General features: G+C 48.9%; 10 protein-coding genes. 2 read left to right on the forward strand and 8 right to left on the reverse strand.

Annotation, left to right across the window (positions count from 1 at the left end; genetic code table 11):
• Positions 1 to 18: 18 nt before the first annotated feature.
• From DXC57_RS02925 to DXC57_RS02950, 6 genes are all read right to left on the reverse strand, one after another.
• On the reverse strand, positions 19 to 2,436 hold the full coding sequence (locus tag DXC57_RS02925; protein ID WP_118651072.1) for a DUF6449 domain-containing protein: 2,418 nt from the start codon (positions 2,434 to 2,436) through the stop codon (positions 19 to 21).
• A complete protein-coding gene (locus tag DXC57_RS02930; RefSeq protein ID WP_022358565.1) occupies positions 2,411 to 3,310 on the reverse strand; it encodes an ABC transporter ATP-binding protein in 900 nt (299 codons plus the stop codon). Before DXC57_RS02930 ends, DXC57_RS02925 begins: the two co-directional genes overlap by 26 nt.
• Complete coding sequence (locus DXC57_RS02935; RefSeq protein WP_022358566.1) at positions 3,297 to 3,689, reverse strand: GntR family transcriptional regulator; 393 nt, start codon at positions 3,687 to 3,689, stop codon at positions 3,297 to 3,299. Before DXC57_RS02935 ends, DXC57_RS02930 begins: the two co-directional genes overlap by 14 nt.
• A gap of 183 nt (positions 3,690 to 3,872) precedes the next feature.
• On the reverse strand, positions 3,873 to 4,166 hold the full coding sequence (locus tag DXC57_RS02940) for a hypothetical protein (protein WP_118651074.1): 294 nt from the start codon (positions 4,164 to 4,166) through the stop codon (positions 3,873 to 3,875).
• 329 nt (positions 4,167 to 4,495) lie between these two features.
• Positions 4,496 to 5,293 carry a TIGR03915 family putative DNA repair protein gene (locus DXC57_RS02945; RefSeq protein ID WP_118651076.1) on the reverse strand — a complete coding sequence of 266 codons (798 nt, stop codon included), beginning with the start codon at positions 5,291 to 5,293 and terminating at the stop codon, positions 4,496 to 4,498.
• A gap of 20 nt (positions 5,294 to 5,313) precedes the next feature.
• Positions 5,314 to 6,924: a putative DNA modification/repair radical SAM protein gene (locus tag DXC57_RS02950; RefSeq protein WP_118651078.1), complete on the reverse strand. Its 1,611-nt coding sequence runs from the start codon at positions 6,922 to 6,924 to the stop codon at positions 5,314 to 5,316.
• Positions 6,925 to 7,210: 286 nt separating this feature from the next.
• Here DXC57_RS02950 and galE point away from each other — a divergent pair, with 286 nt between their 5' ends.
• Entirely contained in the window at positions 7,211 to 8,236 is a 1,026-nt protein-coding gene (gene galE, locus DXC57_RS02955; RefSeq protein WP_117795725.1) for a UDP-glucose 4-epimerase GalE, read from the forward strand.
• 199 nt (positions 8,237 to 8,435) lie between these two features.
• Here galE and sigK read toward each other — a convergent pair whose 3' ends face one another.
• On the reverse strand, positions 8,436 to 9,065 hold the full coding sequence (gene sigK, locus DXC57_RS02960) for an RNA polymerase sporulation sigma factor SigK (RefSeq protein WP_118651080.1): 630 nt from the start codon (positions 9,063 to 9,065) through the stop codon (positions 8,436 to 8,438).
• A 133-nt stretch (positions 9,066 to 9,198) separates the two neighbouring features.
• Entirely contained in the window at positions 9,199 to 10,536 is a 1,338-nt protein-coding gene (locus DXC57_RS02965; protein WP_118651082.1) for an MATE family efflux transporter, read from the reverse strand.
• A 475-nt stretch (positions 10,537 to 11,011) separates the two neighbouring features.
• Between DXC57_RS02965 and nhaC the strand changes: the two genes are divergently transcribed.
• Positions 11,012 to 12,400: a Na+/H+ antiporter NhaC gene (gene nhaC, locus DXC57_RS02970; protein WP_107000099.1), complete on the forward strand. Its 1,389-nt coding sequence runs from the start codon at positions 11,012 to 11,014 to the stop codon at positions 12,398 to 12,400.
• The last annotated feature ends 69 nt before the right edge of the window (positions 12,401 to 12,469 follow it).

Consider the following 12,469-nt stretch of genomic DNA (forward strand, 5'->3'; position numbering starts at 1 on the left):
CAACTCCAGGCAGCTTTTTTAATACGCAAACACCCGGTTCAGCCGCATCAATTCCGGTGTCAGGCCAAAGGTCGATTTCACAAACTCCGGAACCTTGCCATAGCGGAACGAGCGCTGGTAGATGCCATACTGACCCGATTCATCCATTTCATAGTCCGCCGCATATTCCCCATCATACAGGACATTCTGACCGGCATCCACCGTATATGTCTGACCTATCTCATTTTCCTCCATTGAATTTACCGAATCCCTCAAATCATCCTCTGAAACTGCCCCTGTGTTCTCTGTACCGGACACATATACTGCAATATTGATCCCCTGATATGCCTCCGCCATTTGATTGATCTGCACCATATCATCCGAAGCGGAGTTTGCAAGAATTTCTGCAATCTGTTCCGGATCTGTAATCGTTACCTCGCGTCTGCTGTTATTCTGAAGATACTCCCGCTGGCGTTTTCCAAGCTCTGTATCTGCCGGTGCCAGCTGATCCTCCGGAATCTTGCCGCCCTGATACTGAAGCACGATTTTTTCTGTATTTTCCGGCGTCACCTTGCTGCCGACCTCGGTGCCACACTGTTTCAGAATCGCGATCGTCTCCTGGAAGGACGGATAAATCGGGTAATAATCAAACTGGTTAAATGTGTCATAATAGCCGCCATTTTTACGAATCACATCAATCATCGCCTGCATCTCATTTGTCTTAAACTGAATCTCCGCGATCGGCATCTCCTCCCGGCGCATATCCGGCGTCAGAGCCATCAGCTCTTTCTGGTATGCAGCAAGAAGTGCCGCTTTCGTCTGCTCATCCGGAAGCTTCACATGGCTGCAGTCCTCTTCCTCTTTGTAATTGATGCCTGCGGCATCGTCTGCCTGTAGGGACAGCACCGGGTACATTCCCAGTTTATAGCTCTGATTTTCATAAATGGAATCTAGCTGTTCCCGCAGCTCCGTTACATTGATCGTGCGGTAATTACGGTAAACGGTTTTTCCATTGTTCAGATGCCAGGACAGCACGATCGAATCATAGCGTGAATCCAGATCCGTCTCACTCATCCAATCCTGTCCGCCGTTCAAATGCTTCCGCTGTCTGGAAGCTGTCTCGATGCCCTGCGCGCCAATTTCCCGCAGGACACGGATTCCATCCTCATCCGAGATCTGCATTTTATCTGCTACATCTCCCTGGGACGCCCATTCCATTCCAACACTGTAGCCATCCCTATACATTCTCGGAGTCACATGGTAAGCCCCTACCGCATTGTTGTCCAGCGCATCACAGTAAATACCCGCGTATGCAACCTTGTCAGCATCCGGCAGATAGCTGTCATATCCTGCCACATCCAGGCGGAACCCCAAGAAAATGGCTGCCACTGCCACCGCACTGATGACAAGCTGTCTCTTATGCGCAAACAAGCTCTTAAAATCGAAATGATAGATAATTTCGATCAGGCAGCTGGTGATGAGCAATCCGCAGATCAAGCCAAACACGGTCCAGATATCATCATTCAGGATTGACCGGAAAATCATTCCGGAAAACAGCGTGATCGGCACAACCAGAAGGAAACGGATCACCGGCTCACTTACCTTAAATGCCATCGCTCTTCCAGCCGCCTCAGACGGGCGTTTCCGGTACAGGAACATTCCCAGACCAAAGAGCAGGGCTGCCAATGCCAATGCAATGACTGCCATCCGGGTGGGATGATCCGAACCAGTTGCCGTGCCGTACCAGAAAACCGGTGAGGTCCGCTCGCACCAGCGCAGCAGGAAATTGCCATTGTCATAAAACGTCATGAAGTATTCGGAAAAATACGTCGATACCACTGCAGCCACACCCGGTCCCCAGCTAAAAAGCACGCCGGTTCCAAGTAAACCCACGATCAGATTGCCTGTCAGAATCACTGCCAGCACAACCGTCATGTACACCAGTGTAAAAAAGCACATATGCTGTACATACCCAATCAGCAGGGTTCCCCATGAAAATGGTGCGCCCTTTACCTGCAGCATCACTCCTGCCGCCAGCAGAAATACCAAATACGGGACTGCCAGATACAGGATACCGTCCAGGCAGGTCACAGTATAAAGCATTTCACGGCTGATCGGAAGGCTGTGAAAAAAATCCGTTTTCTTTTTCGAATGGAGATACGAAAAACCGGACGCTGCCAGCACCACTGCCGCCACAATCAGGATAAATACCAGCATTGCATTCTGGATCGAATACATATGCAGCATCTCATTGGTCAACTTTAATTTTGCTTCTGCTAACGCCGCTTCGACGCTCAGATCTTTAGACAAGTTATCCGGACGCAGCATTATGCTGGTTTCCAGCGCTGTCAGAACCGGAAACAGAAAGAAGCACAAAAGTGCGGTAAGCGCCACGCTCCAGAGACGCTGCTTCGTATTTTCTCTCATATATTTAAAAAACAAGCCTTTTGATGTCATAACCAGCCACCTCCGTTTCACTGATAAAGATCTCTTCCAGGGAAAGCGGTATCATTTCAAAAAACACCGGATGATACGCCTGTAAAATTGTCTGAATCTCTTCCCGTTTTCCGCGCACAGTAAGCGTCAGGAGACTTCCCCTCTGTTCCGTCTTTATAATATCGATTCCCTGCAAATCGCTGCTCCCCACTCCCGCCGGAAGCACACACTGAATCTTGTGAATATTTAACTTCATATCGTCCAGATCCTTTGAGAGAAGCATTCCTCCCTTGTGAAGCAGACCTACATGGTCGCAGATATCTTCCAGCTCCCGCAGATTATGGGAGGCGATGACCGGCGTGAGGTTCCGCTCCTCGATATCATTGGCAAAAAGACTCTTGACCGTCTGCCGCATGACCGGATCCAGCCCGTCAAACGTCTCGTCGCAGAACAGATAATCGGTTCCCGCGCAAATGCCCAGCAGCACAGCGAGCTGTTTTTTCATACCCTTCGAAAAGGTCTGCACCTTCCGCCGGCTTTCCAGTTCAAAATTCTTTAGCAGTTTATCAAACCGGGCTGCATCAAACTTCGGATAAATTCCCTGATAAAACACCTTCATATCTTCCGCCGTTCCATTGCTTAAGAAATACGGCTCATCCGGGATATAAAAGCACCGTGCCTTTACCTTTGTATTCTCAAATACCGTCTCATCATCAACCGTAACGCTTCCTTCGTCCGGCTTTAAAATACCGGCTGCCATCCGCAAAAAAGTACTTTTTCCGGCGCCGTTGGTTCCAATCAGACCAAAGACACTTCCATTGTGAATCTCCGCATGGATATGATCGACTGCCACTGTATCATAAAAACGTTTCGTCAGATTCTCAGCCTTTATCATTTCTGTTTCCTCCTTTCTCACTTCCATAGCTCTGGATGACCTGCTCCTGGAACTCCAGCATCGTGATGCCGGTTCCTTTTGCATCCCGGATCAGAAGTTCCAGCTGATCCCAGATCTCCTGCCGCTTTCTCTCCCGGATCTGCCGGTTATCCGCCACAAAACTGCCCCTGCCCTTAACCGAATAAATATATCCCTGGCGTTCCAGCTCTGCATACGCCCGCTGGATCGTATTCGGATTCATCGACAGCTCCGTTGCCAGACTCCGCACGGATGGAAGCTGACTGTCCTGCTCCAAAATCCCCCGGACCATCAGATCCGACAACTTCTCAACAATCTGCTCATAGAGAGGTCGTCGATCTTTATAATCAATCAGAATCATGCTCACATTCTCCTTTCCTCCATTCTGCCCTGTATCAAAAATCATAAGTGTATTAGTTCATTTAATACAGTTATAGTATACAAAAAGGGCAGTCGATTGTCAACCGACTGCCCTCTTACGATTTTCTTAACAACCTTTTTGGTTATATCCGAATAGAAACAAACTTCTGCAATCAAAGATTGATTACTGAGCCTGTGTCTCCTCAGCTGCCTCAGTCTCTTCTGTTTCAGCCTCAGTCTCCTCAGCTGCCTCAGTCTCTTCCTCAGATGCCTCTTCAGTCTCTTCCTCGGAAACTTCCTCAGTCTCTTCTGTTTCAGCCTCAGTCTCCTCAACTGCCTCAGTCTCTTCTGCCTCTACAGTCTCCTCTGCTGCTGCAGTTGTCTCCTCTGCTTTGCTGCCGCAAGCGGTCAGAGCAGATGCTGCTACCATTGCACTCATAACTAAGATTGCTGCTGTTTTTGTAAGATTCTTTCTCATAATTATTCTCTCCTCTTTAAAACATACGATTTATGTTTTCTTGTACCTCATCGGTACAGGACTTATAATAAAAACAAATTATGTCCAAAATATGAACAGATAATTAACATTCACTAAATAAATCCCATATTTCTTACAAAAATCGAAAGCTTTCGTAAGAAAAATCCTTGTTTCTGTTGGTTTTACATTATTTTTCCAAGTCTTTAAATCTTAATATATATGCGGCAGTTTTCTCGTTTCAATGCTGCTTTTTCCCGGTTTCCAGCTTATTTTTATTCTTTTTTTGTTTCTTCATGAACAATTTTCTCGATTTTGTGTTTATGATTTGTTCACAATTTAGCCAAATTTGAACGGCTGGAACCGGACTGAAATTCCGTCATATATTTCCGGTAGCGAAGCGGCAGGCGCGTTCGCTGGCAGGCTGGATTTTCCCGCTCCTTAATTCCTATCTGATGAAAAAATGCACTCCAGAGCGCCGCATATTCGCTCTGATCGGTTCTCCCGGAAAGCGCCTGCAGGGGTTCTGTCTCAGCCCCGCGCATCATATACCACCGCCCCTTTCCTGTCCAGACTCCCGCTTCCTGATGATTTTTATCATAGATAATAAATGGTTCCGATGGCAGGCGATCCGTAAAATACGGCATCAGCAATGCCGTCACCCGGTTTTTCGGACCAATCTCAGAAAACAGTACCTGATCGGAATATTCCGCAAACCGCATAAATTCTATCTGCAAATGCGCTTCATTGGCAACCGCGCGGTTGATCTGAAAGACTGTCTGCACCGCCGGTATCTGTAAATTGTCCGTGATACGTCTCCCTGCTGCCCCTGCGCCAAATCCACAGACCAGAAACCGGTAGACCGCCTCTGCCCGATCATCCCGTTCACTCAGTGCCGTGCGGTAAATCCAGCTGTACGCCAGTTCTGACAGGGATCTACGCACCGAGCGCACGACTTTCTGCGCCTTGAGCTGATCCACCGCCACCTCCCGGTACTCCGAAAACAGGCTGTAATTATATTCGCCCTGTACTTCCAGCCGCACGTTCTCATGCCCCAAGCGGCTGCTCCAGGCATCATATACTCCTGTGAATATGCCTTCCGGACTGTCTTCACATACAAATACAACCATTTTTCTCTCCTCCGTTCGTTTCATACCTGCGCCATATGAAAATCATCAAACAACGACATCTGGCGGTACAGCCCGCTCTGTGACAGCTGCCACTGCTTCCGCTTTTCTTCACTGACTAGCTGTGCCGCGATCGCATCCTCATGGATCTGCACCGGGTACATCATCCGCCCTGAACAGGTAATGAAGTATACCGCCCGCTTCAACACAACTCCCATCTTTTTCAAATCTTCAAACCGAAGCGCCGTCTGCTTTCTCGCAGCGACAATCCGCATCGCAGACTTTACCCCGATGCCCGGAACCCGCAGAAGCATCTCATACGGTGCCCGGTTTACCTCCACCGGGAACTCTCCCAGGTTCTGCAGCGCCCAGTCGCACTTCGGATCCAGAAACACATTAAAATTAGGGTGTTTTTCACTCAGAAGTTCCGACGCCCGGAAGCCATAGTAGCGCATCAGCCAGTCCGCCTGGTACAGACGGTGTTCTCGCAGAAGCGGCGGTCCGTCCGGAAGATCCGGAAGCAGGCTGTCCTCATTCACCTTGATAAACGCCGAATAAAAGACCCTCTTTAATCCAAAATTCCGATACAGCGCTTCCGCGACTGCAACCATCTGATAATCACTCTCCGGAGTCGCCCCGACAATGAGCTGCGTGCTCTGACCGCCGGGGACGAAATAATTCTTGCTGTTTGAGATATTTCCCAGTCCGAAACTGCCATAGATCGAGCGTCCCGGGATGACACGGGGGATCTCCGGTGTATGTGTCCTTCCAACCCTTTCATCCGTTCCCCCCGGCTCTTTCGACCTCATAAATCCTTTTACACTGTCTCCACCCTGCCCCCACTCCCTCTTATTCAGGCTCAGAATTCCCTTGTCAGCCTCCAGACATTCTTTTTTCCCTTTTCCTATCGCTTTACCACCAATTTCAGTTCTCCCATCTCCCGGAATCTGAATTTCTCCGCACTCTTTCCGCGGAATCCATGCCCCTCTGCTCTCCAGGCGTCCTTCCTGATCCAGCTGTCTCGCGATCCCGGTCTGGATCTGGCGCATCGGGCGCAGTATCTTGTCCCGCGTCTTTCCCGGCGCCAGGCGCGCCAGACCATCAGCCGTCGGAAGCTCCAGATTCACACTCATACGGTCCGCCAGAAAGCCTACTCTCTCAATCAGCTCCGGATCTGCCCCCGGAATTGCTTTCACATGGATATAGCCGTTAAACCGATGGATGCGGCGAAGCCGGTACAAGGTCTGATACAGCAGTTCCATCGTGTAATCCGGCGTGTCCAGCACGCCGGAGCTTAAAAACAATCCTTCTATATAGTTGCGCCGGTAAAATTCCATCGTCAGACGGCAAACCTCCTCCGGCGTAAAGGAGGTGCGAACCGTGTCATTGCTCCGCCGGTTGACACAGTAATGACAGTCATAAATGCACTGGTTCGTAAACAAAATTTTCAGCAGGGAGATACAGCGCCCATCCGAAGCAAAACTGTGGCAGATGCCGTCCACCCGGCTGTTTCCAAGAAAGCCTTCCTTTCCCTTTCTACCCACGCCGCTGGAGGTGCAGGCGGCATCATACTTTGCCGCATCCGATAAAATACTTAACTTTTCTTCGATTGAAAGATTTTCCTGTATCAGCATGAGATTCTGCCTCCTCCGTTCCTCGAACATTAGTTCTGTACTTATCATATCACACTCTCTTTTTAAATGCAAGCCGTTTTTCGAACACACATTCTATTGCCATGCACACTGTATCCGAGCCTTTCCAATTTACGCAAAGCATTGTTAAATTTCCTCTTAAAATATAATTTCGATAACACATGACAGTATTTCTGATTGTTTTCCTCGCAAGCCGCGTTTATAATAAAGAAAGATTGAAGGTATAGAATGAATTATTTTTATAGGTAGGATGAAGGAGGAGTTTACAATGGCTATTTTAGTTACTGGAGGCGCCGGTTACATCGGCAGTCATACCTGCATCGAACTTTTAAACGCCGGATACGAGGTTGTTGTCATGGACAACCTTTACAATGCCAGTGAGGAAGCGCTGCGCCGCGTGGAGAAAATCACCGGCAAGCATGTAACCTTTTACAAGGCAGATATGCTGGATCGCGAGGCAGTCAATGAGATTTTTGAAAAAGAATCCATCGATTCGGTCATTCATTTTGCAGGCTTAAAGGCAGTCGGGGAATCCGTTGCGAAGCCACTGGAATATTACCACAACAATATCACTGGAACCCTGATTCTCTGCGACGTAATGCGCAATCATGGCGTCAAGAAAATCATTTTCAGCTCCTCCGCTACCGTATACGGAGATCCGGCATTCGTCCCGATCACCGAAGAATGCCCGAAAGGCAAAATCACAAACCCTTACGGTCAGACAAAGGGAATGCTTGAGCAGATTTTAACTGACCTGCACGTGGCAGATCCGGAATGGAATGTCGTTCTGCTCCGCTACTTCAACCCAATCGGCGCACACAAGAGCGGTCTGATCGGCGAGGATCCGAAGGGAATCCCGAACAACCTGGTTCCTTATATCGCACAGGTTGCTGTCGGCAAGCTGAAATGCCTCGGCGTCTTCGGCAATGATTACCCGACTCCGGACGGAACCGGTGTGCGCGATTACATCCACGTAGTTGACCTTGCAGTCGGTCATGTAAAAGCACTCCAGAAATTTAACGATAAACCAGACGTATATATCTACAACCTCGGCACCGGCAAAGGCTACAGCGTACTCGATGTTGTCAAGGCTTACGAAAAAGCCTGCGGCAAAACAATTCCTTATGAAATCAAGCCGCGCCGCGCCGGCGATATCGCAACCTGCTACTCCGATGCTACTAAAGCGAAAAATGAACTCGGCTGGGAAGCTCAGTACGGCATTGAGGAGATGTGCGCTGACTCCTGGAAATGGCAGTCGATGAACCCGAACGGATATCGGGACGCTGAGGACTAAGAGATGAAAAAGAATGTGCTTGGCACATTCTCGCGCCGAGCGCGGTCGCTTGCGACATGTTTCTGCTTCGCGCGAGTGCGCATCATTGGCACGTTAGTGCCTTTTTGTGTAATAGGGAATTCCAGGAAATTTCCTATTACATGACAAAAGCGGCTGACAGATGTCCACCCTAACATCTGCCAGCCGCTTTTTCTGTTCTTTATTTGTGTTCCGCAAATCCCCGCCTCATTTTTTCCAGCGCCCGCTTCTCGATCCGGCTCACATAAGAACGCGAGATTCCAAGTCCCTCGGCAATCTCCCGCTGCGTCTGTTCCTTTCCGCCAAACAGCCCGTACCGGCTGCGTAAGACGATTTTCTCTGTTTCTTTTAAACACGCCTCATAGGCGCGGTAAAGCTGTTCAATTTCCTGCTTTAAAATAATGGTTTCCAGAACCTCTTTTCCTTCTGCCTCCAGCACATCCATCCGGCTGACGGTTTCTCCATCTTTATCTACCCCGATCGGGTCATATAACGAGATATCCTTTGCATATTTTTTACCAGCGCGGAAGGTCATCAGAATCTCATTCTCGATACATTTCGCCGCATACGTCGCCAACCGCGATCCCCGCTCCGGATGAAACGTATTGACCGCTTTAATGAGCCCGATGGTGCCGATCGACAGGAGATCTTCCATTTCATAATCTGTACCCTGATATTTTCTGGTCACGTGCGCCACCAGCCGTAAATTTCGCTCTATCAGAGTATTGCGTGCCTCATGGTCTCCCTCTTTCATGCGTTCCAGACAGGACCGTTCCTCTCCAGGTGTCAAAGGCTTTGGAAATGTATGCAAAGAAAAAGCCACCCTGAAGCTTACTTACTGATAGTTTATGCTTCGGTGGCTTTTCCAGTGCACCACTTGCTTTTCCGATTTTAGAAAGGGCGCTAAAAATCATACCATCCAGCCGGTTATAAATCCGCTGCATCTAAAAATATTGATACCTCCTTCTCTTCGCCGCCAAAAAGATAACTGACACCGTCACGGACATACACTCCGCCACGATAATTGCGCCCCAGATTCCGTTCAGGCCCAGGAGCAGCGGCAGAATGATAACCGATGCACTTTCAAACACAAGAGTACGCAAAAAAGCTATCAGCGCCGAGGTCAGTCCATCTCCCAGCGCCGTAAAAAAGGCGGAACTGAAAATGGAGAAACCGCAGAATAAGAACGAAACCGCATAAATGGAATACGCATGTACCGTCATGTCCAGAAGCCCGGCATCATATCCTACGAAAATAGCTGCCAACGGTGCCGCCATCACCTCGGACAGCAGCAGCATGCTCAGAGACGCTGCCGCGATCAGAACCACACTGCGCTTTAGCAGGTTATTTAACTCCTTTTTATTTCCTGCGCCGTAGTGATAGCTGATAACCGGAGCTACGCCGGTCGCATAACCGATGAAAATCGCAAGGAAAATAAAGTCCACATACATGATGGTTCCGTAAGCTGCGACTCCGTTTTCTCCCGCGTAGCGCATCAGCTGCGCGTTATACAGCATGCCGACAATGGACATGGAAATACTGCTCATCAATTCCGATACACCGTTGGTGCAGGCACGTCTGAGCGCTCCTCCATCCCACTTTGGTCTGCGAAGGCGGAGGCTGCTGCTGTTCTTCCGCAGGAAATAAACCAGCGGTATCGTTCCGCCTATGATCTGTCCCATCGCAGTCGCCATCGCCGCTCCGGCAATTCCCCAATGGAACACTCCCATGAACAGAACATCTCCCGTCATATTGAGCACACCCGAAATGATCGTTACAATCAGCCCCAGCTTCGGCTTCTCCGCCGTCACAGAAAGGCTGCCAAACGCATACTGCAGCATTAAAAACGGAAGCGCCACCAGAATGATCCGTCCATACCGGATGCAGTCCGCCAGCATCTCTCCCTTCGCGCCAAGAAAGGCAGCGATCTGCGGTAAAAACAGAATACTGATAACCGCAATTACCAGACCAGAAACAAAGGTCGCAACGATCAGAAGGGAAAAAATCTCCTGCGCCTTCTCACGCCTGCCCTCGCCCATAATCCGGGCGATCAGGGCACTTCCACCCGTGCCGAACATAAATCCCATGGCACCTACGACCATCAGAAACGGCATAATGAAATTGACCGCCGCAAACGGCGTTTTTCCTACAAAATTCGATACAAAATATCCATCTACCACTCCGTAAATGGAGGTAAAAATCATCATTAAAATAGATGGAATTGTAAACCGGATCAATCTCCCAAAACCGAAATGATCCGATAACTGAATCCTCTGTTCCATAACATTCTCCTGTCAAATTTTTAAGTAATTCTGCCATTATATCACGATTCGCATCTTCGATGCTTACCGCTGCTGACGCAGCTATCGTGATCGCCATTCGCCGTTCGCCATAAATCTGCAAGCAGCTTTCTGGCTCACTTGCGCTCATTATATCATAATTCTTCACATCACGGAACATCACCTGCACCTCTTCTCCGTTACTGTTCACGCATACGTGCCCAGTAACGGAATTTGCCGTGGCTTCGCATTTAAATACGGCAAATTCCTGCTGCCACCACGTTTTCTTACGGCACTTTCGGTTCCAAAAGTGCCTACCCGTGAATACTCTCCCCTTGAGCCAAATAATTATTATTCCTACGGTTGATTTTTTCGGAATTATTCTGTATAATGAAAATAAATTTACAATTTAACGCGTTAAACCTCAACGCATTAAATTCAAAAAAACACGACTTTCACATTAGGGAGGAACTATGTTATGAGCGAAGACAAAAAATTAAACATGCCTCAGTCGCTTCTGCTTCTGCTCCTGATCATCGGAGCGGTTGCAGTCTGCATCCGGCTGAAAACGGGCGGACCGATGATTGGACTATTTATGAGCTGGATCATCATCTATCTGTTTTGTAAGGTATTACGCATAAATTATGAGCATGTTGTAAACGGCGCTTATGACGCGATCCGGGTTGTCGTTCCTACCCTGTGCCTGCTCATGGCAATCGGCGTCATGATCGGTACCTGGCTGCAAAGCGGCACGATTGCAACCATCATTGTCGGCGGTTTAAAACTGATCAACCCGACCTGGCTGCTGCCTCTGACCCTGATTTTCTGTGCCGTATTAAGCCTTGTGACCGGAACCTCCTACGGTTCCGTCGGCAGTGCCGGTGTTGCCATGATGGCAATCGGCAACGCGATGGGCATCCATCCTGGCATGGTGGCAGGTGCTGTCATCTGCGGCGCGATGTTCGGTGACAAATTAAGCCCGCTTTCCGACACAACCAACCTGGCTCCAGCGGTTGCTGGCTCTAAATTAAACGACCACGTGCGTTCCATGCTCTGGACCACGCTTCCGACCTTTGTCATCAGCCTGGTTCTCTTTGTAATTCTTGGCATCAGCCAGACTTCAGGCAACTATGAAACTGGAAATCTTCTGACATACATCGATGCCCTGCAAGGTGAGTTTAAACTTGGCTTCATCACTCTGCTGCCAGCCATCGCAATCATTATTCTGCTTTTATGCAAAGTAAACGCGGTTGTCTCCCTTGGTCTTTCCGCCATCTGCGCCGGAGCTGTCTCTTTCTTCTATCAGGGCGCAACTTTGCAGAGTATCATCCGTGTTGCTTACAACGGATACAGTACCAGCATTGAGGAAGGTATTTTACAGACCATCTTAAACCGCGGCGGTATGAGCAGCATGCTTCAGTATGTGGCAATCATCTGCTTTGCAGTTGGTATGGGCGGTATGCTGGATCGCCTCGGCGTTCTCGGCAATCTCTTAAACGCCATCGTAAATCACATCAACAGCGATGGCAGCCTGATTGCAGCAAGCCTTTTAGTCGGCTATGTAACCAGCTTAATCAGCTGTTCCCAGCCGATGTCCCACGTCCTGACTGGAAATATGATGAAACCGCTGTTCAAATCCAGAAAAATCGCACCGGAAATCCTTTCCCGTACCCTTGAGGACGCAGGTACTTTATCCGGTCCGATGATTCCGTGGCACGGTTACTGTGTATACATGTCTGGAACCCTCGGCGTTGCCTGGTCAGTATTTTTCCCATACCTGTTCTTACTGTACTTAACTCCTTTGTTCAGTATTTTCTATGGATTTACGGGAATCTCCATCCGGCATACAGACGACGCTCAAAATTAAACCTTTCACTTGATGAAAACAAAATGATCGAAACATATATGCAGCCTTTGACACGGTGTTTACCTGTGC

Source organism: Clostridium sp. TF06-15AC (genome assembly GCF_003481165.1).
Lineage (GTDB): Bacteria > Bacillota > Clostridia > Lachnospirales > Lachnospiraceae > Otoolea > Otoolea fessa.

Coding starts and splice junctions, on each gene's coding strand:
- DXC57_RS02925 (WP_118651072.1), bottom strand. CDS start 2,436: ATGACATCAAAAGGCTTGTTTTTTAAATATATGAGAGAAAATACGAAG.
- DXC57_RS02930 (WP_022358565.1), bottom strand. CDS start 3,310: ATGATAAAGGCTGAGAATCTGACGAAACGTTTTTATGATACAGTGGCA.
- DXC57_RS02935 (WP_022358566.1), bottom strand. CDS start 3,689: ATGATTCTGATTGATTATAAAGATCGACGACCTCTCTATGAGCAGATT.
- DXC57_RS02940 (WP_118651074.1), bottom strand. CDS start 4,166: ATGAGAAAGAATCTTACAAAAACAGCAGCAATCTTAGTTATGAGTGCA.
- DXC57_RS02945 (WP_118651076.1), bottom strand. CDS start 5,293: ATGGTTGTATTTGTATGTGAAGACAGTCCGGAAGGCATATTCACAGGA.
- DXC57_RS02950 (WP_118651078.1), bottom strand. CDS start 6,924: ATGCTGATACAGGAAAATCTTTCAATCGAAGAAAAGTTAAGTATTTTA.
- galE (WP_117795725.1), top strand. CDS start 7,211: ATGGCTATTTTAGTTACTGGAGGCGCCGGTTACATCGGCAGTCATACC.
- DXC57_RS02965 (WP_118651082.1), bottom strand. CDS start 10,536: ATGGAACAGAGGATTCAGTTATCGGATCATTTCGGTTTTGGGAGATTG.
- nhaC (WP_107000099.1), top strand. CDS start 11,012: ATGAGCGAAGACAAAAAATTAAACATGCCTCAGTCGCTTCTGCTTCTG.